This is a genomic window from Coprobacter sp. (assembly GCF_982436375.1).
On sequence record NZ_CEWDCG010000024.1, the window covers coordinates 1 to 21,893 of the forward strand.

The following is a 21,893-nucleotide window of genomic DNA, read 5'->3' on the forward strand; positions in this document are numbered from 1 at the left end:
GTGTAAAGGATTTGAATTTTTTATTTTTTGTAATGCGATTGTAAAATTTAGATGACAGGTTCTAAGGGACAAGAGTAAAAAGTATCTGAAGTGTTTCTGAACAAGAAAAACTTCAGAATAACCATTAAAACCAACGACGTTTACGGAATAACCATACACCGAAAGTAGATAAAGTGATTGATGCTATTAAAATGATAGGAAAGCCATACGGACTATCTTGTAACGAATTGGGTACGTTCATCCCGTATAGACTTGCGATGAGAGTCGGAATCATGAGAATAAGGGAGATTGAGGTTAGCTGTTTCATGATATCGCCCATATTATTTCCGATCACAGAAGCGTATGCATCCATCATACCGGCAAGAATGTCGCTATATATATTAGAGGTCTCAAGGGCTTGTCTCATTTCTATTTCTACATCTTCGACCTGATCGGGATCAATATATTTACTGCTCCTTTTATCGTGTTTGATCCTGTGCAGGAGAATAGTATTCCCTTTTAAACTGGTTATAAAAAAGACAAAACATTTTTCTATCTGCAATAGCGCTTGAAGCTCTTGATTTTTAATAGATCTTTCTAATTCTTTTTCGCTCTCCTTTATAATGATATTCAGTTGTTTGAGATATTTCATGTACCATACTGCCGCAGAAAATATGAGTTGAAGAACCAGATCATAGGGATTATTGAATCCGATCTCTTTACGTTGATTATACCGGATAAAATCCCCTATCATTTCATTTTCGTAAAAACATACAGAGATGATCAGGTCGTTTTTTAAGAAAATACCTAAAGGAACTGTCGTGTAGGCATATCCGGTATCATGGCCTTTTGTCGGGATACGAAGGATAATCATTTGCCATTCGTCTTCGTATTCGATACGTGGCCTTTCTTCAGGGTCTTCTATGTCTTTCAGAAAAGACTCGGGAACATTGAGCTCGTTAAGCAGATAGTCGATATCGATCTTGTCGGGTTGTTCGATATTGATCCAATAATTGGGCATCCAGATTTTTTCGGGCATAAGTTTTATGCCGTTCAGATAAGTCTTCATATACAAATCTCCCATACTTTTACAGGTAGAATTTGTATAAAATCCTACCCTTACGTTAATATTCCGAATGATAATCGTCCATTTTGTTTATTTTTAGAACGGTGCAAATATAGTAAAATGATTGTTTCCGTGCTTTTCTATTGTCGAAAATTCCTAATTGCAGTTGAAAATTCTTTTATAGTATATATTTCCTCATTATGTGTTTGAAGTTTGCCTTATGACACGAAATTCATTTTGCACTATTTCTTTTTGTTGATAAATGGATATATAAAACCGATTAATAATCTGTAAGATATACTTAATGACATATATCATTAAAAGATTTATTATACGGAGTTCCTAATAACTGTTCATATTCTGAGCAGAATGCATCATAAGTGCTCTTCGCCAGTCCTACTTTACCATTTTTTACCAGTACGTTACATTTTAAGTGTATGGCATTTTCATCTGTAGGGTCGAATAAGAAAATAATGTCTGCAATTTTGGTAAGGAGTCTGAAATCTGTCAGATTCCCTGATTGTACGATATTCCATAGCATATCTTGAACATAATTGGCGTAATCGGATTTGAAAGAATCGACCCAGTCCTGATTCAGATATGGCAATGGTAATCCGTTAGCGATGAGATGCAGTACGTCATATAATTTATTTACTTGAACCTTTGATTGTTTTTGTAACTTTTTCAGACTCTCGAAAACCGTATAATAGTCGCAAAAGAACGGTTCGCTGCATTTCGTCGCCCAATAAGTATTTGTATTTACTAATTCGATACCTCCTATTTCTTCAAGCAAAACTTTTAGTTTCCGAATGGTAACCCGCCGGTTGTTCTGTGCGCTTTCATCGCTTTTGTCTGCCCACAAGATTTCACACATAGTAGAGTTGGAAATTCCTTTTCCGTTTTTCTGTGTGTAGAGAATGATCAATATAAGTAAATATCTTAATGTCGGAGTAAATGATTTGGTTATATCGTTTCCGTTTTTGTCCCACACTTGAAATCCTCCGAGAAATAATATTGCCGATCGATTTGGAATTGCTTCGGGAACATATTCTTCCATATTTAAGATCACCGAATCTTGAACTGTAGATTTTTTCTTTCTTTTATATATTATGAATAGTGCCGTTCCTATAATCAGAATAATTGCCGTTGCGATATATAACCACATAAAGTCGGCCTTTTCCCGGGCCGGTTGAATAATGCTCGCTGTAGATAATGGCGGATACAGTAATGAATATACGGATATTTGAGATTTGTCTTTTTCGTGAAAAATGGTTACGGCATATAATTTATTGTCTTTCTTGCTGTAAAATAGAGAGCAGTATGCATTTATATCTTCGAATGGATAGGGAATCGTATCTGCTAATGTCCGGGAATTTCCGTTGCTTATATCGAATGATTTCAGAACAATATGGCTGTTACTCCGGTTATTGGGGAAGCAAAGTGTGTAAAATAAGTTTTCGGTAGTATCTATTATCATAGCGTTCGATACGACAAAAGGCTCTTCTTGTTTATCCAACGACCATAACTTCTTTATTTTTCCCGTGTAGGGATCTGCTTCGTATAAATCATAATAATTATAAGGTCCTAATTCTTGTAATCCGCTGATATGGCCATATCCTCCGAATATCAGTATAGAATTTTCCGATTTTATGCCTAATGCACTCAGATAACGAGGAGGAATTGAGTCTTTCATATCGATTTTCTCCCATTTCGATTCGTCGGAATATAGTTTGAGAAAATCATTTTTATAATGATATTCACCATATCCTCCAAATGTGTATAAATTGGAATCTTTTGGAGAAATAAAGGAATTATGGTGAGTATGGATAGGGTTCTTTGTGTCTTTATTGGCTTGACTCCACTTATGGGTTTTGAAGTCGAATCGGGAGATGATAGGACCGTCAAAGTCATAAGACCATAGCTCGTTTGTCGAAGGTTGATAAATTAACTGGTTCGAGCTTACATAGTACGGGTTACCCGATTGTACGGGGATTGTATCTATGCGGTTATCGGTTAGGTGGTAAACGAGAATTTGTTTTTGATCAGCAAAATAAAGTATGTTATCTTTTTCGTTGAAGGCAATTTGAGTGTAATGTCCCGAAACGAAAGATCGTTCTTTTTCCCATTGCGTATGTTTATCTATTTCCCAAATGGGATTGTGTACTATTGCAGATCTACAAGAAACCGAGTCATATACTTCTGCGATCTGATGTTCTCTCAATGGCCAGTATGCTTCTATTTTACCTTCTTGATCTTCAATGCGTATATTTTTGATTGCCATGGGAGGGACATCGTAGGAAAGAAAGTCGGGATGACTGCAATATCCGAATTGAAAACGATATCGAGACAATTTTTTGTAATGATATGGAATTTTGATCTCTTCACCATTAAACGATATTGTTATTTCTTTTGTTTTAGGGTTTATACCGAAATGAACCGTAACCCAACTGTTTTTTTCGTATTGCTCCAATATCTGTCTGCTGAAGGGAGTGAATATTCTGTTTCCTTCGATAAAACTTAAAGATTTTCGTCCATCGGAATAATTGGATACCAAATCAAAGCATACCGTATCGTTAGCTATGATTCTGAAAATATATCCGTAGTTGTGCAATTCGGTTCTGAACCGCAATCCGAAATCCAAGGAAAATCCTTCGGGCAGGTAAAATTCTTTACCGTCATTCAACAATAAAGAAGTCCTTTTTTCTTTGATTACCTCATGGGATGCAAAATTTAAACCGGAAGAGATATCCGTTGCTGAAATATGTAAAAGGAAGAAAAACGACAAAATAGAAAATATGAAAATTTTCTTCATGGCTTTTGTTGATGTATAAATGTGTTTCAACAAAGGTAGTGAATATATTTAAAAGACTAAAACAAAAAAATAAAAAGGAATACCGCTTTTTGCTTTTTGGGAAAATTAATGAATAATTTCCGTTTCTGTTTCTGTAAATTTTAGAGTAGGGCTCGGTTATTTTTTATTCATTCTCTTATTAATGAATAATTAATGACGGCAGATATAGGTCGGGTATATTTTTGCCATACGATATTTATTTATTTGTTGTTTTTTAAATTAGTTGAGATGAAAGGCACGAACAAAATCCCTTTACTTTTATTATTTGTTATTCTGACCGGTTGTTCTCTCCGTGTTTCGAAGCCGAAATATGAGAGCAGCTTAGCTCCTGAATCAGGACAATTTTTTAAGTGTAAAATGTCTTCTGAAATTTGGGTTGCCGATTGCCGTAAGGATTCGGCGCTGTCGAAAATGGTGGCTACGGCAATCCAAGGGATTATTAATCAGGATTCGGCAGAAGTTTATTTATTTCTCGGAGATCATCATGTTCGTCAGTTGAATGATACGGAGCGGAAATATACGGTTCTGAATAGAGATTCGAGAGCCGGAAATGCGGGACTGCAATCATTGTTGGATAAATATTTGAACAGGTTCTCTTATATATATGTATGGGATACTTGTAAAGATTGGACGTGGAATATGGCTTTGATGCTTTCTTCCCAGAACAAAGGCATTCCGTTGACACGAGAATATGCCGATTGGGTGGTGAAGAAATATAATTGGAAAGGTGAAGTTGTCGATTTATCAGAAAAATGGGTGAATAAAGAGGCTGCTTATAATTGGGCTATCGCCGAATTGATGCCGAAATGTCATAAAAATATTCTTTTTTCGGTAGGTTTAAGAGATGATTGGCGCGGAGCTCCTTGGACTTTGTATGATTATGCTACTGCATCCGGAGGATTTGCTTTCTGGTTGGATGACGCTCAAAAAGATGAACAGCAAATTATCCGGAATATTTGTATTGCGGGTAAGTACAACCCCGGATCGATCGTTATGGGGTATGCCAAAAGCGGAGATGACTTGTTGGCTACAGTCAATAATTATGGAATAGGTTATGTGGTCAGTGATTATTATGCCAACGGAAGTTTCTGGAGTGCTTATCCGAATAAATCTTTTTATCAACCTAAAGGGAAAGCCCGAAAGGTCAAACCCGGTAAAATATATGTCAGTATCATATTTAGTGACGGGGACAATCTTCAGTTCGATCAGAATGCTTTGTATCTAATGTGGGAAAATGATTCGTTGCGGGGAACTGTTCCGGTCGGCACTACTATGGCGGCAGGTTTGCAAGAAATCAATCCGTTTTTACTTGAGTGGTATTATAAACATAAGAGCGAGAATGACGAGTTGGTTGCCGGACCTTCAGGATATCAGTTTATTTATGGTCGGGATTATCAAAAAGAGGGTTATGAATCGTGGTTAGAGAAAAATCGCCGTTGGCTTGCATCGGCGGGTTTTCATACAGCTTGTTTTTGGCATGCCACATTCGGAAGTCATTGTTTCGATCGTTTTATCGAGACTGCCGGATTGCAAGGGATATTCGATGGTGACGATAAAACCGGCATCGCATATAAGAATGGGGTGATCATTATGAATCAGGGAGAACATATTCGCAAAGAAGGTGAATTATACAATGCTTTAATGAAGGTCAAGGCAAAGGAGGATGAGCCTGTGTTTGTAAATGTATATCCGATTGCCGCCGAATATGGGAGGAACGGAGGCATTGCAAAGTTAAAGCGGGAAATAGACCGGTTAGAGAAAGAGCGTCCGGGTGTTTATGAGTATTTGTTACCGAAAGATCTTGCTGCATCTGCTGCTCGCTATTTTGATAAGAAAAAAAGATGATCATATATGTTTAATGTATTATAAATGATTGGGTTATAGGATATATTCCTTTGAATAGAAAGATTGTATGGAACTGAAAAATTAATGAATTATTAATGATGGAAAAGAGAAATTTCGGCTTTGTTTATTGTTAAATCGAGGTTGAACCATTTCTGTTAATGATAAATTAATGATCTTTTCTATATTACTATAATATATTCGTAACACATTTATGCTTAGAGAAAATATTGAGCCATGAAGAGTTTTTTAACGACAATTTTATTTTCGCTTTTTACTACCTCTTTGTTTGCAACAGAAGTGGTCGATTATGTCAACCCTCTTGTCGGGAGCATGTCGAAGAAGTTGCTTTCAACAGGGAATACCTATCCTGCTGTTGCTTTACCTTGGGGAATGAATTTTTGGACTCCGCAGACCGGAGAGATGGGAGATGGCTGGACGTATGTTTATACGGCCGATAAGATTCGAGGTTTTAAGCAGACCCACCAACCGAGTCCGTGGATAAATGATTACGGGCAGTTTTCTTTAATGCCTGTTATCGGATATAAGATAGGACAGGAGGAGAGAGCCAGTTGGTTTTCTCATAAAGCAGAGGTTGCTATACCTTATTATTATAGTGTATATCTTGCAGACCATGATATTACGACAGAATTGACCCCGACCGAACGTTCGGCGGCATTTCGCTTTACATTTCCTGAAAGCGATAGTTCTTATATTGTGATCGACGCCTTTGATAACGGTTCTTATATAGAGGTGATCCCCGAAAAAAATACGGTAATAGGATATACTACGAAAAATTCGGGAGGTGTTACTCCGGACTTTAAAAATTATTTTGTAATCGAGTTCGATACTCCTTTTGCCTCGTCTGATGTCTGGAGTGACAGTAAGGTCGTTCCCGGAAAGAAAGAATTGGAAGCCAATCATGTAGGTGCTATTATAGGTTTTAAGACTCGTCGAGGACAGACTGTTCAGGCGAAAGTAAGTTCATCTTTTATCTCTTTTGATCAGGCTTGGTTGAATCTGAAAGAGTTGGGAGACGGAAATTTCGAAAGAATTAAAAAGTCCGGACGTGATCGTTGGAATGATATATTGGGTAGAATACAGGTAGAAGGCGGTTCTACGGATCAATATCGTACGTTTTACTCTTGTTTCTATCGTTCGGTTCTGTTTCCTCGTAAATTTTATGAAATAAATGCACAAGGAGAGCCTGTTCATTATAGCCCGTACGAAGGGGGTGTAAAAAAAGGTTTTCTTTATACGGATACCGGTTTTTGGGATACTTTCAGAGCTTTATTCCCATTTTTGAATTTGATGTATCCTTCTGTTAATGAAGAGATACAGGCAGGTCTGGCGAATGCTTATAAAGAAAGCGGATTCCTTCCCGAATGGGCAAGTCCCGGACATCGTTTCTGTATGGTCGGTAATAATTCTGCATCGGTGGTTGCCGACGCATTTTTAAAAGGAATAGGTGTAGAATATAGTGAAACGCTTTATGATGCATTATTGGCAGCTACGGATAAAGTACATCCCGATGTTCCGTCGACAGGAAGATGGGGAGCGGATTATTATAACAAACTCGGCTATGTACCCTATGATGTAAAGATTCCTGAAAATGTCGCCCGTACGCTTGAATATGCTTATGATGACTGGTGCATCATGCAGATGGCTAAAAAGTTAGGACGTCCTGAAAAGGAGATCGAGCTTTTCCGTAACCGCAGTCTTAATTATAAAAACGTGTTCGATAAGAGCCATAACTTGATGCGTGGGAAAAATCAGGACGGTTCTTTCCAAACGCCATTCAATCCTTATAAATGGGGAGATGCTTTTACAGAAGGAAATAGCTGGCATTATACATGGAGTGTCTTTCATGATGTACAGGGGCTTATCGATCTGATGGGCGGTAAGAAGACTTTCGTTCAGATGCTTGATTCCGTGTTTGTCGTTCCACCTATATATGATGACAGTTATTATGGATTCTGTATTCATGAAATCAAAGAGATGCAGATTATGAATATGGGCAATTATGCACACGGAAACCAGCCCATACAGCACATGCTTTATCTATATAATTATGCGGGAGAGCCGTGGAAAGCGCAATATTGGATAAGAGAGGTGATGGATCGGATGTACACGGCAGCTCCGGATGGTTATTGCGGTGATGAAGATAACGGGCAAACTTCGGCTTGGTATGTATTTTCTGCCATGGGATTTTATCCCGTTTGCCCGGGAACAGATCAATATGTAATCGGAACACCGTTGTTTAAGAAAATGACCGTTACTCTTGAAAATGGAAAAAAAATAGTACTGAATGCTCCTGATGTAACTAAAGAAAACCGGTATATAAAACGTATTAAAGTAAACGGGAAAGAATATACTCCTACATGGTTTTCATATTCCCGGTTAAAACAAGGGGCCGTAATTGATTATGAAATGAGTAATGTCCCCAATAAAAAACGGGGTATCGATAAAAAAGATTTTCCCTATTCGCTGAGCAATGAAAAATAATAGTTTAATAATGAAAAATTTCTTGAGTATATGTCTGGCGGTCGCATTTCTGGCATTGTCCGGTTGCAGTGACAAAAATGCAACGAGCCTTACCCATTGGGTCGATCCTTATATCGGCACGGGAGGACACGGACACACCTTTTTGGGGGTAGCTGCACCTTTCGGTGCGTTGCAGTTAGGACCGACGAATATAAATAAAGGCTGGGATTGGTGTTCGGGATATCACTATTCCGACTCAGTATTGATCGGTTTTTCACATCTGCATTTAAATGGAACTGGGTGTTGCGATTCCGGAGACTTGTTGTTCATGCCTTATACCGGAGAAATGAAGAAAATAGTCGGGACACAGGAAAATCCTACTTCGGGTTACGGTTCGCATTATTCTCACGATCGGGAAAAAGCTCGAGTAGGATATTATTCGGTTATGCTGGACGATTCTGATGTTTTGGTAGAGTTGACAGCGACAGAGCGTGTCGGCTATCATCGCTATACTTTCCCGAAAGAACCGGGAGGAAAACAATTGATGATCGACCTGAAAAACGGGTATGGAGATGAGCGGACATTGGAAAGTTTTATCGAACAGACCGATGAATACACGGTAAGCGGTTATCGTTTTTCAACAGGTTGGTCTAAAGGTGTACAACAAATTTACTTCACAGCAAAATTTTCTTTGCCTGTTTCCGTTATATTATTAAATGACACGGCTGAGGTTTCTGGAAAATCTTTGAAAGCTCAGGGTGTGAAGGCAAATGTCCGTTTTGCGGATGATGTTGAAGATGTTCAGGTTAAAGTAGGTATTTCTCCGGTCAGCATTGAAAATGCGGCACAAAATATAGTTTCGGAAATCCCGGAATGGAATTTTGAGCAAGTTGTCGCACAAACGACTGATGTGTGGGAAAAAGAGTTGTCGAAAGTTGTCGTAGAAACAAATGATACGGTAGCGAAACGTATTTTCTATACGGGCATGTATCATGCGTTTTTGCAACCGGTACTTTTTAATGATGTAAATAACGATTACAGGGGGGCTGATCGCCAAGTATATTCCAATGCACCTTTTAAAAATTATACGGTATTTTCGTTGTGGGATACCTATCGAGCTGCACACCCGTTATATACGATACTGCAACCTGAACGGGTTTCGGATTTCGTGAAATCCATGTTGGCTATTTTCGATCAGAAAGGATGTTTGCCCGTATGGCATTTGTATGGATCGGATACCTATGAAATGATCGGTATACAGTCTGTTCCGGTAATTGCAGATGCTATTTTAAAGGGGTATAATACATTTAACTACGAGCAGGCTTATAACGCCATGAAGCAGTCGATGCTAAGCGATTATAAAGGTCTGAATTTTGTACGTGAAAATGAATATATACCGGCAGATAAAGAAGGCGAAAGTGTTGCTAAAGGTTTGGAATATGCGTTGGCAGACTGGTCGGTGGCACAAGTTGCGAAGAAATTAGGTAAAGAAGATGATTATAGGTTGTTTATGGAAAGGGCGGGATATTACCGCCATTATTGGGATCCTTCAGTTCGATTTTTCCGGGGTAAGAATGCTGACGGAAGCTGGCGGGAAGGTTTTAATCCTTTCCGCTCGGAACATCGGGCTGACGACTATTGTGAAGGGAATGCCTGGCAATATGCTTGGCTTGTCCCTCACGATGTCGAGGGGTTGATTAAATTAATGGGAGGCGAAGAGGCGTTCGTGCAAAAGCTGGACTCTCTTTTTGTTTTGAACGAATCCATGGGTGAAAAAGCTTCAGGAGATATCTCCGGACTCATCGGACAGTATGCGCATGGAAATGAACCCGGACATCACATTACATATTTATATACGTTGGCAGGACAACAGTGGAAGACTGCGGAAAAAGTACGCTATATCCTTAAAAATATGTATAGCGACCAACCGGATGGATTGCAAGGGAATGAAGATTGCGGGCAGATGTCTTCTTGGTATATTTTTTCTGCATTAGGTTTTTATCCGGTTGTGCCTGCAGGAGGTGATTATATTTTGGGTTCTCCGTTGTTTGACAAGGCTGAAATTTCTTTGCCGGAAGGAAAGAGCTTTAAAATTATTGCATTGAATAATGTTCCGGCAAATAAGTATATACAGTCGGTCAAGCTGAACGGAAAACCTTATGAAAAAGCTTGGATTTCACATGAAGATATTATGCAAGGAGGAGTTTTGGAATTGACGATGGGCAGTGTCCCTGAAAAATCTTTTGGAGTTAAAAAACAAGAATTATTATATACTAAATCTGAAATACAATGAAACATCTAAAAGTGATGATTTTACTGTTTTTGGCAGGACTGCCGCTGTCTTTGATGGCACAAGTGTCCGAGATAAACGGTGTAGTAAAAGATGGTGCGGGTGAACCGCTCATCGGTGTGAGTGTAATTGTAAAAGGTTCTAAAGTCGGAACAGCTACGGATGTCGATGGACATTTTTCTTTAAAAGCGGATAAAGATAAAGCTACTTTGATTTTTTCTTTTGTCGGATTTGAGAAAAAAGAAATTCCGGTGAAGGGAAAAAATAACCTGATCGTGGTTTTAAAAGAAGATACCAAACTCTTGGATGAAGTGGTTGTCGTAGGTTATGGAACTCAAAAAAAACAAGAGATTACCGGTTCTGTGGCATCTATTAACCGGGATGAGATTAAGGCTGTAACTACTTCAAACTTAACGAATGCTTTGCAAGGAAAAGTGCCGGGCTTGAATATCAAGCAAAATTCCAGCGAACCGGGTAGTTACGATAACAGCTTTAATATTCGTGGTTTAGGATCGCCTTTGGTTATTATAGACGGTATTCCACGTGATGACTTTGATCGTCTCGATCCGAATGAAATCGAGTCGGTGTCTGTGTTGAAAGATGCTTCGGCTGCCGTTTACGGTGTGCGAGCTGCGAACGGGGTCGTATTGGTTACTACCCGTCGTGGTACAAAGGGTAAACCGGAAATCACATTGAACGCTTCATACGGTATACAGAATATTACCAAATTTCCGAAATCCGTAGATGCTTATGGTTATATGGAACTTTATAATGAAGCGATGGCCAATCGAGGAGAAACAGTTCCGACTTACGATCCGAGTTTGGTAACTTCGGGATCTCCTTATGCTAATGTCAACTGGTTCGATCAGGTTGTTCGTTCTACGGTACCGCAATGGCAGATAAATATGAATATATCTGGAGGAAATGATCGGGTACAATATTTCAATAGTATCGGTTATTACTCGGAAGAAGGATTGTGGAAAGCGAATTCTTTGAATTATGAACGTTATAATCTGAGATCGAATATTACGGCAAAAATAACCGATCAATTGACTGCCGAATTCCAGATAGGAGGATATTATGACGACAAGGATGCTCCGGCTTATTATCCCAGTGAAATTTTCGATGCTGTTTCGGCACAAGTTCCTATTTATGAAGTTTATGCCAATGGTAATCCCGATTATTTGGGCTATCAATATAATGATGAAAAAAATGCTTTGATAAAAAGTTCACAGGAATATGGCGGATATCGTCGTACCAAAAACTTGCAAGTTCAGGCAACCGCTTCGTTACGTTGGGATATACCTTGGGTAAAAGGTTTGTCGGCAAAAGCACTTATTGCTTATGATCCTAAATATCATACAGATAAGATGCTCAAGAAGCAGTATAAAACTTATAAATACAATGCCGATGCGAAATCTTATGATGTAGTAACGACATCTTCTTTGGCAAGTGTGACGGAATGGCGCAGCAACACGGCAACTCCGACAACACAGTTGTCTTTGAACTATGAAACTTCGATCAAAAATAAACATAATTTGAAAGCTTTATTATTGTTCGAAACCCGTAAATGGGAGACTTCTGAATTGAGCGGTAGCCGTAATACGTTGATGGATGCCGTCGATCAAATTTATGCGGGATTGGTAGATGATGCTCGTAGTGTAAACGGTTCTGCCGACCGTAACTCAAATATGGGGCTTGTCGGACGTGTAGATTATGACTTTTTGTCGAAATATATCGCTCAAGTAAGTTTCCGTTTAGACGGATCTTCGAAATTCAGAAATAAGAAATGGGGATTCTTCCCGTCTCTTTCTGTCGGTTGGCGTCTTTCTGAAGAATCGTTTATTAAAGATAATGTAGACTTTATCGATAATTTGAAAATTCGTGGTTCTATCGGTAAGATGGGGGATGACAACACTGATGCTTACTTGTGGATGATGGCATTCGATTATCCGGGTGGTGATAAATATGTATTGGGAGATCAAGGTCTTATTCCGGGTGTCGGAATGCCTCAGATACCAAATTATGATGCTACATGGTACACATCTACGACAAAAAATATAGGTTTCGATATGTCGTTATGGAGAGGTGCTCTTTCTGTTGAATTCGACTTGTTCCGCCGTGATCGTGACGGATTGTTGGCAAATCGTATAGTTTCTGTTCCGGGAACTTTCGGAGCTACATTTGCAAAAGAGAATATCAACTCGGATATGCAATCGGGTTTTGAATTAGTGTTGGGGCATGAAGGAAAAGTTGCTGATTTTACTTATCATATCTCAGGAAACTTTACCTATACTTTGGCTCGTAATAAATATATCGAAAGTACTCCGTCCGGAAACTCTTATGATAATTGGCGCAATAATCAGAATAATCGAAACAGCAATATCAAATGGGTATATGATGTTCGCGGACAATTCTCCAGTATGGATGAAATTTACAGGAATCCGGTTTTAGACGGTCTTTATACGCAGTATTCTTACCTTCCCGGAGACTTGATGTATGTCGATTATAATGAAGACGGTATTATCGATGATTGGGATAAACAACCTCTTCTTAGGGGGAATACTCCGGTGATGAACTACGGTCTTACTCTTGGCGGACAGTGGAAAGGTATCGATTTGAATGTGACATTCCAAGGTGCAGCTATGTTTAATGCTAACTTGACCGACCGACCGTTACAGTTCGGAGGAGCATGGGATATTTTCATGGATCGTTGGCATAAAGTCGATGCAGAAGGTAATCCCGCACCGTTCGATAGTGAGGGAACGTGGGTGGCTGGACGTTATCCGTCGACTCGTTTGCAAGATCCTCAAAACTACGGGCAGGAATCTACATATTTCTATAATAATTGTAGCTATCTGCGACTCAAAAATCTTGAGTTGGGTTACACATTGCCGAAACAATGGACGAATAAAATCGGGATCAGCAATCTTCGTATATATGCGAACGGGTTTAACTTATTCACGATCTGTTCTAAAGATCTGAATTATACCGATCCTGAAAATCCCGGAGGTTCTCTTGCCCGTTATCCGATTATGAGAAACTTTAATTTTGGTGTAAACGTAACATTCTAAAGGCTAATATGATGAAAAAGATTATATACGGGGCATTGGCCATGACGCTTACTTTCGGTACGATTTCTTGTAGCGATTTTCTCGACTTGGCGCCCATCAATAAAATTACAGAAAACGATATCTTCGGTAGTGAAGCCGGAATAGAGGCTTACATGGCTACTTTGTACAACCGCCTTCCGATAGAAGATTTCAATTACGGAAGTGAATCCGGATTTAATAATTGGGTCGGAGGTTGTTTTGTTCCGGCTCTGAGTTGTGATGAAGCTATTCATTGCGAGTTCCCTCATGAAATATTCGGACCGGCGACGGAAAATAATGCCTGGAATCAATGGTGGACATATGATAATGTGCGTAACGTAAATCAGTTGATTCAGGAATTAAAAGAATCTACGCTTTTCGCTCCGGAGAAACAAGAAGAGTTACTGGGTGAAGCATACGCAATACGTGCATGGTACTATTTCGGTATGGCGAAGCGTTATGGAGGTGTTCCTATAATAAAGGTCCCTCAAGAATACGATGATTCTAATCCTTCGGCTTTGTTAGTAAATCGAAGCACAGAGGAAGAGACGTATGAATTTATATTGGAAGATTTGGACAATGCAATCGCTATGCTTCCGCCGACCCGTTCGTCTCGGGAAAAATACCGAATCAATCGATATGCCGCAGCAGCTTTGAAAAGTCGTGCCATGCTTTATGCCGCTTCTATAGCCAAATATGGTTCGTATGATAAAAACGGATTGGTAGGGTTCGATGATCCTTCGAAAGCTGAATAATACTATAAAGAAGTAATCAAGGCGGTAGATGTCGTTCGTGAAGGAGGATATTCTCTATATCGTGGAAATGCAGACAAGGCAAAAAACTATCAGGAAATGTTCTGGATCAAGGGAGATTGTCCTGAAGTGATTTTTGTAAAGAAATATGAGTATCCCGATAAAGCTCATAACTGGGATTTATGGAATCAACCTTGGGGATACCGTTATCCGGAAGGTTATGGTTCTCGCTTGTCTCCGACATTGGATTTGATAGAGGCCTTTCCTATGGCAGATGGTACATCGGGAGAGTTTGAAACCAATTCTTCGGGTTGGATTGTCGGGGATGATGGAAATATTCTTGAGGTGAAAGACCGTACCGATCTTTTCGACGGACGAGATTCGAGATTGTATGCTACAGTTTTGATTCCCGGTGCTGAGTGGACCAATGCAAAAGGAGATGTAAGCGGTATAATCGATGTAAAAAGAGGAATTGCCGAAATGAACGGTCAGAATGTAACGATCTAAAAGAGGGAGGTGCTTTTACCGATCAGATTAGTTATACCGATCCGGAAACACAGAAAGATACTTCGATATATGTAATCGGGGCGCAAGGTGTCGGAGGTAATGCCGAATCTACTATTACCGGTTTGTATATTAAAAAATTCTTATATGAGGGAAATGCGACACAAGATCCGAAACATACGAGTGGAGAACAGGATTGGTTCGAATTCAGATATGCCGAAATCGAGCTGAATTATGCTGAAGCTGCAGCCGAATTGGCTACGATGGGGGTATCGGATTATGTAGCTAACGGATTGACTTATTTAAATGACGTACGTGACCGTGCAGGTGTAGAAGATGCTCCATCTCTTACAGTAGATGTCGTGCGTAATGAACGTCAAGTTGAACTGATGTATGAGAATCATCGGTTCTGGGATCTCAAACGGTGGCGTCAGGCCGATAAGGTTATGAATAATAAGAAGATGAAAGGTCTTTATCCATATTGGGTAGCTAATAAAAAGACTTGGATTTTTAGAAAAGTCGAAGTCGGTAATGCACATGATTTTAAGCCCTATTTGTATTATATCCGTATTAATGACGATCAGAGAAAACTGAATCCGGGCATCGAACAGAACCCCGGCTATTAATCGTCAGCAGATAAGTAAATAATAGAAATATGACAAGACTGTCTGGAAGTTTTCAGACAGTCCTTAAAAATAAAATTGTAAATACATGAAAAAGATTAGTTTGATATTTGCCATATTCCCTTTGTTGATGACATCTTGTTTTCAACTGGATAATTATGATGCTCCCGATGCGGGTATCGACGGGACTTTGATCGATATTGAGACCGGATCTCCGGTTTACACCGAACAGCCGGATGGCTGCCGTATTGAATTGATGGATCTTTCTTATGAAAATCCTACACCGCTTCAGTTTTGGGCTAAAGCTGACGGTACATTCCGTAATGTAGCTCTTTTTAGCGGGGATTATGATGTAACGCCGACAGAAGGTCCATTTTTCCCGGTAGAAGCCGAACGAGTACATCTTAAAGGTGTTACTAAGCATGATTTTAAGGTGACTCCGTTCCTGAAAGTAAATATAGAAGAGATTGTTTATGGAGAGCCCGGTTCGGCCGAGGTTACGGTTAAATATACAATCCTCCGTTCTACTACTCCGGAAGGAATGACTATCGGTAAGAAAACAATTTCCGAATCCAGATTGCTTTGCAATATCTATCCGGTAGTTTCCTGTTATAACAGTTGTTACATAGAGGAAAATTCTACGACAAAAGTGCTTAGCCGTTCTACAGATGCTTCGATAGAGTCAAAGGTATATGAAGACCCTGTCAAGAATTTGAAAAGCGGGCAGAAGTATTATATCCGTGTTGCCGCTCTGTCAAGCTGCAGCTATAATTCGACTTTGAAACGGTATAATTATACTCCTGTTATTGAAATTGTCGCACCTTAATTTAAACTGACATTATGACTTTGAATCTGAAAATAAAGACCTTGTTATTCTCTTTTTGTCTGGCAACTACTTCTGTGGCAGTTGCCCAGACTAAGGAGTTATATAAAGATATGAACGCTCCGCAGCATGAGCGGATTATGGACTTGTTGTCCCGTTTAACGGTAGAAGAGAAAATATCGCTTTTGCGGGCTACATCTCCGGGAATTCCCCGTTTAGGTATCGATAAATATTATCATGGGAATGAAGCGCTTCATGGAGTTGTTCGTCCTGGTAATTTTACTGTTTTTCCTCAGGCTATCGGACTGGCGAGTATGTGGAATCCTGAATTGTTGTATGAAATATCGACAGCGATTTCAGACGAAGCACGCGGACGCTGGAATGAATTGAATCGGGGGAAAGATCAAAAAGGTTTTTTCAGCGATTTGCTGACTTTCTGGTCACCGACAGTAAACATGGCTCGTGATCCTCGTTGGGGACGTACTCCTGAAACATACGGAGAAGATCCGTTCCTTTCCGGCAAATTGGGGGTTGCTTTTGTAAAAGGGCTTCAAGGTAATGATCCTCGTTACCTTAAAATTGTTTCTACTCCGAAACATTTTGCAGCCAATAATGAGGAGCATAACCGTTTTGAATGTAATCCTCATATCTCTGAACGGAATTTAAGAGAATATTATCTTCCGGCTTTCGAAAGTTGTATTAAAGAGGGTAAAGCTCAATCTATCATGTCTGCTTATAATGCGATCAATGATGTCCCGTGTACTTTGAACCCTTGGTTGTTGACTCAAGTTCTCCGGAAAGAATGGGGCTTTAACGGGTATGTCGTGTCTGACTGCGGAGGACCGGGTTTCTTGGTGACGCATCATAAATATGTGAAGACTCCCGAAGCTGCAGCGACATTGTCTATAAAAGCCGGTCTTGATTTGGAATGCGGCGACAATGTATATATCGAGCCTTTGATGAATGCTTACAAGCAATGTATGGTGACAGATGCAGATATAGATACTGCTGCTTATCGGGTTTTACGTGCCCGTATGATGCTGGGGCTGTTCGATGATCCCGAAAAGAATCCGTATAATGCTATATCTCCCTCTATCGTAGGGTGTGAGAAGCATCGGCAATTAGCATTGGAAGCAGCACGTCAAAGTCTTGTATTACTTAAGAACGAAAAGAACTTCTTGCCTTTAAATCCGAAAAAAGTAAAATCGATCGCTGTGGTCGGCATTAATGCCGGGAATTGCGAATTCGGAGATTATAGCGGTACTCCGGTGAATGCTCCGGTATCTGTTCTTGAAGGAATTAAAAATCGAGTAGGGGATGATGTGAAAATCGTATATGCACCGTGGTCTTCTTCGATTTCTGGATATGAGATGATTACGAAAGCGAATTTCCCGAATGGTTTGAAAGCTGAGTATTATGGAAATAAGAACTTGGAAGGAACACCGAAAGTGCGTACCGATGAAAATATCAATTTTGAACCGGCCAATCAAGCTCCCGATCCTTTCTTGCCGAAGTCTCCGTTGTCGATCCGCTGGAGCGGAGATCTTGTGCCGAGTGTATCGGGAAAATATACTTTGGCTTTTGCTACTGATGACGGCTGCCGGTTATATCTTAACGGTAAGAAACTGATCGATTCTTGGCACAATCGGGGGGTACAGACCGATAGTGTAGTGGTCGAGCTGAATAAGGGCGAAAAATATAATCTGGTTGCCGAATATTTCGATGACGGAGCTGAGGCTACGGCAAAATTATATTGGCGTGTTCCGGATGTAGGGAAGAAAGCTTTACTCGATCTTTACGGAGAAGCCGGACGGGCTATTCGCGAGTGCGATGTTACGGTTGCCGTATTGGGTATCAACAAGTCTATCGAACGGGAGGGACAGGACAGATATACGATAGAGTTGCCTGCCGATCAACAACTGTTTATCAAGGAAGCATATAAAGCTAACCCGAATACCGTAGTCGTATTGGTTGCCGGAAGTTCTTTGGCGATTAACTGGATTGATGAGAATATTCCTGCTATATTAAATGCCTGGTACCCGGGAGAACAAGGCGGTACTGCCGTTGCTGAAGCTTTGTTCGGTGATTATAATCCCGGAGGACGTCTTCCTTTGACATATTACAGAAGCCTTGATGAGCTTCCTGCTTTTGATGATTATGATATTCAGAAAGGCAGAACTTATATGTATTTTGAAAATAAACCTTTGTATCCGTTCGGATATGGGTTGAGTTATACCCGCTTCGATTATAAAAACCTGAAGAGTGAAGTTTCCGATGATGCCGTGAATTTGAAGTTTACGGTGAAAAATACCGGGAAGTATGCCGGAGATGAAGTTGCACAAGTGTATGTGCGTTTCCCTGAATCGGGAATAAAAGTTCCTTTAAAACAGCTTAAAGGTTTTGAACGTGTACATATAGGAAAAGGCAAGTCTGCTCAGGTATCTGTATCTATTCCTAAAAAGGAGTTGCGTCTTTGGGATGAGAAGGAGAGAAAATTCTATACGCCTTCGGGTAATTATATTTTCATGGTCGGATCGTCTTCGGATGATATTCGTTTACAGCAAGTAGTTAAACTTTAATAGAGGTTATTCATGAAACGACTATTAGTGATATTGATAATGTGCTACGGAGTTTTGGGTGGAATATCCGCTCAAATTTCCGGAGTACATTTTCCGAAAATGAAACCGGTGCAGACGCCTGTGTTCGTTTCGGTAGGAGGTGCGACGGAAAGTCCTGAAGCGCTTCATATTTGCCGGATCTTTCAGGGAATTATTAACCGGGATTCTGCGGAAGTGTTCCTTTCGACCGGAGATAAAGAATTAGACTGGTTTAAGTATTTAGACGTTAAATATAAACGTCCGGATCAAGGTGTTATCGTCACGGGTGAAAATCGGGGATTGCGCACTTTGTTCAAATCGTATAAAGACCGTTTGGATAAATTGGTAATATGTAATTTTTCGGATAATGACTATACCTTCAATATGGCGCTGTTGATGGCTTGTGCCGAAGATGCTTTGCCTGTATCGGAAGAACTTAAGGATGAGTTGGTTGCCGAGTTCGGATGGGATAAGGAGATCGTCGATATCCGGAATAATTGGAGCACGATAACTCAGGCTTATAATTGGGCATTAGAGGAAATTATGCCTAAACTTAACAAGCAATTGGTTTTTAGTATCGGCTTGCGTGACGATTGGAGAAATGGCGGTTGGCGTATTTATGATTATGCCGTGGCTTCACGCTCATTTGCTTTTTGGGTGGATGATGAGACGACTACGGGAAAGAATATTATTAAAAAAATATTAAATACGCCGGGATATCCTAAAAATGCGGTGGTAATGGGGTACGGTATGCATGGAGATGATCTTAATCTCACGACTAATCCCGAAGGGTTCGGATTTGTAGTGAGTGATCTTTTCCCGAATGCCAGTTATTATTCTTCGTTCCCTTCCGAAACATTTGAGGGGCGTCAGCCGGAAGGTGTGGCTGTTGATGCGGAAACGAATAAAGTATATGTCGCATTGCATTGGAGTGACGGGGACAATATTCAATTCAATCATAACGGGACATTGGATATTTGGAAACAGTCTGAACGGGGAAAAGTGCCTGTTTCTATGACTTTATCTCCGGCTTTGACCGAAATCGCTCCGTTCATTTTGCAATATTATTATGAGAATAGAACCGGTAATGATGAGTTTATCGGAGGTCCTTCGGGGGTACAATATATCCAAGAACCTTATTATAAACCGGATGATTATGAATCATGGTGTGTAATGAATGGACAGTATCTGAAAGCCGCCGGCATGTTCAGTACGGCATCCTCATTACGTTGGCCTGCACAACCTTTTTATAACAATGGTTTTGTAAAAACAGGAGTTACCGGGACTTTGGCATGGACAAACGGGGCTTACAAAGATGCCTATAACTGGTGCGGTATGCCGGTTGTCGGTACAGGCGGAGTTTGCAGTGATGAAGACGGTATTTATAATTATTTGAAGGGCGTTGCTGCTCGAAATGATATCCCTGTATTTACCGGAGTATATATGGTTCAGGCCGGATTGGGAGGCGCCGGATATGCTGCGATAAACCGTGTTGTGGAACGTTTGCAAAGCGAATTTCCCGGAAAATATGTGTTTCTGAAAGCCAGCGATTTGTTGGCTACGGCAAAAAGATATTTTACAGAGCGACAGAAACCTTATAAAGATTTAGCTATTCCGGGCCGCATAGAAGCTGAAGATTTCGATTTAGGAGGTCAAGGCGCCGGTTTTTATGATATGGCGACTTCTAATGAAGGCGGTGCATACCGAAATGAAGAGGGTGATTATGTCGGTGTGGGAGTCGGCGGATCGGGGTATCATATCGGCTGGACTACTACCGGAGAATGGTTGAATTATACGGTAAATGTCGAAAAAACAGCTACGTATAAGATGACTGTCCGTTATTCTACACCTTCAGGACAGGATAAAGGTATTTGTGTCATGTTGGATGATGAGGTGCTCTCTTCAATGGAATTGAAGTCTACATCCGGAGTTGACAATTATGCTGATTATATGGTAAGGGTAACGATACCGGAAGGAACTCATAATTTGCGAGTACAGATAACGAATGGTGGAATGAACCTCGACTATTACGATTTCGAAGAAGATACGGAGATCATTCCTGTAATAGAGAGAAGTAAAGGATATAAAATCATCGCGGTACATAGTGGTAAGGCGTTGGCTTTGAAAACGAATAATACGACAAACGGAACGAAAATTATTCAGAAAGAATATACCGGAGACGATACGGAAATATGGAGATTAAATGTTGCCGGTGATGCATGTTACGGTTTGCAGAATGTCGCTTCCGGACTGAATATCGTTTTGAGAGGAACGAATACGATCGGTCAATTTCCTTTTGATTGCACCGTGAATAACGGAAAATGGAATTTGTATTATCAAGGAGACGGCTGTTTCACTATCGTGCAAAAAGGAGCATTGAAATATCTCGAGGTTTCGGATAGTTCGATGGACGAAGGAGCGGAGCTATCTGTAGGAGATTTGACAGGGGAAGATAATCAGAAATTTAGGATAGAAGAAGTTGCAGACTACACGGGTGTGGATCACTCTATTATTTCTGAAAATTCTGTCGGTATTGCTTATCCGAATCCGTTTGTCAATGAAATATATATTCCGGTTTCTATAAAACAGTCTCAAGATATAGAAATTTCTTTATTCGATCTTGCAGGGCGTTGTGTATATAGAAATACGATATTCCTGAATGATGGTGATCGGGAATTGGTTGTTTCCGGGAATAACTTGCCTTCGGGAATATATGTTTGGAGATTGAACGGGGAGTCTGTTCGTTCGTATGGTCGTGTAGTAAAGAAATAGAGAATTTTGGAACCGACTATTTAAAGTCGGTTCCAAAAAGTTAAAAAACAACTTAATTATTATATACATTAACTTTTAAATTGTATGTTATGAAAACGAGAACAATTACTTTTTTAGGGCTTTTTGCCGGCTTGTTTGCGACGGCTTCGGCTGAAGACCTTGTCATTAAAATGACAGAAGAAAGCGGTGTCGAAATTGTGAATGATGCCCGTTTTGAT

12 protein-coding genes are annotated in these 21,893 nt (G+C 40.0%); 10 read left to right on the forward strand and 2 right to left on the reverse strand.

Translation table 11 applies throughout. The features are described 5' to 3' along the window. Nucleotides 1-124: 124 nt before the first annotated feature. Both AC1WHX_RS02660 and AC1WHX_RS02665 read right to left on the reverse strand, forming a co-directional pair. Entirely contained in the window at nt 125-1,063 is a 939-nt protein-coding gene (locus AC1WHX_RS02660; protein WP_009318922.1) for a magnesium transporter CorA family protein, read from the reverse strand. Nucleotides 1,064-1,346: 283 nt separating this feature from the next. After that, on the reverse strand, nt 1,347-3,857 hold the full coding sequence (locus AC1WHX_RS02665; protein ID WP_302544572.1) for a hypothetical protein: 2,511 nt from the start codon (nt 3,855-3,857) through the stop codon (nt 1,347-1,349). A 267-nt stretch (nt 3,858-4,124) separates the two neighbouring features. Here AC1WHX_RS02665 and AC1WHX_RS02670 point away from each other — a divergent pair, with 267 nt between their 5' ends. The 10 genes from AC1WHX_RS02670 (at nt 4,125) to AC1WHX_RS02715 (ending at nt 21,675) form a co-directional block, all read left to right on the forward strand. Next, complete coding sequence (locus AC1WHX_RS02670) at nt 4,125-5,741, forward strand: GxGYxYP domain-containing protein (RefSeq protein WP_302544573.1); 1,617 nt, start codon at nt 4,125-4,127, stop codon at nt 5,739-5,741. A gap of 234 nt (nt 5,742-5,975) precedes the next feature. Further along, a complete protein-coding gene (locus tag AC1WHX_RS02675; protein ID WP_303116552.1) occupies nt 5,976-8,243 on the forward strand; it encodes a GH92 family glycosyl hydrolase in 2,268 nt (755 codons plus the stop codon). Nucleotides 8,244-8,253: 10 nt separating this feature from the next. Then, on the forward strand, nt 8,254-10,515 hold the full coding sequence (locus AC1WHX_RS02680) for a GH92 family glycosyl hydrolase (RefSeq protein WP_302996304.1): 2,262 nt from the start codon (nt 8,254-8,256) through the stop codon (nt 10,513-10,515). Continuing rightward, entirely contained in the window at nt 10,512-13,586 is a 3,075-nt protein-coding gene (locus AC1WHX_RS02685; protein ID WP_302996306.1) for a SusC/RagA family TonB-linked outer membrane protein, read from the forward strand. The genes AC1WHX_RS02680 and AC1WHX_RS02685 overlap by 4 nt, the downstream gene beginning before the upstream one ends. A gap of 11 nt (nt 13,587-13,597) precedes the next feature. Continuing rightward, nucleotides 13,598-14,359, forward strand: a complete 762-nt coding sequence (locus AC1WHX_RS02690) for a RagB/SusD family nutrient uptake outer membrane protein (RefSeq protein WP_481228840.1) — start codon at nt 13,598-13,600, stop codon at nt 14,357-14,359. A 96-nt stretch (nt 14,360-14,455) separates the two neighbouring features. Then, nucleotides 14,456-14,863, forward strand: coding sequence for a RagB/SusD family nutrient uptake outer membrane protein (locus AC1WHX_RS02695; RefSeq protein ID WP_481228841.1), 408 nt, complete (start codon nt 14,456-14,458; stop codon nt 14,861-14,863). Further along, nucleotides 14,776-15,486: a RagB/SusD family nutrient uptake outer membrane protein gene (locus tag AC1WHX_RS02700; RefSeq protein WP_481228842.1), complete on the forward strand. Its 711-nt coding sequence runs from the start codon at nt 14,776-14,778 to the stop codon at nt 15,484-15,486. The genes AC1WHX_RS02695 and AC1WHX_RS02700 overlap by 88 nt, the downstream gene beginning before the upstream one ends. Before the next feature lie 85 nt (nt 15,487-15,571). Further along, nucleotides 15,572-16,309 (forward strand): DUF3823 domain-containing protein, encoded by a 738-nt coding sequence (locus tag AC1WHX_RS02705; protein ID WP_303116556.1) that lies wholly within the window; start codon nt 15,572-15,574, stop codon nt 16,307-16,309. A 14-nt stretch (nt 16,310-16,323) separates the two neighbouring features. Then, nucleotides 16,324-18,885 carry a glycoside hydrolase family 3 protein gene (locus AC1WHX_RS02710; protein WP_122337274.1) on the forward strand — a complete coding sequence of 854 codons (2,562 nt, stop codon included), beginning with the start codon at nt 16,324-16,326 and terminating at the stop codon, nt 18,883-18,885. Between the two features lie 12 nt (nt 18,886-18,897). After that, nucleotides 18,898-21,675, forward strand: coding sequence for an RICIN domain-containing protein (locus AC1WHX_RS02715; RefSeq protein ID WP_302996310.1), 2,778 nt, complete (start codon nt 18,898-18,900; stop codon nt 21,673-21,675). The last annotated feature ends 218 nt before the right edge of the window (nt 21,676-21,893 follow it).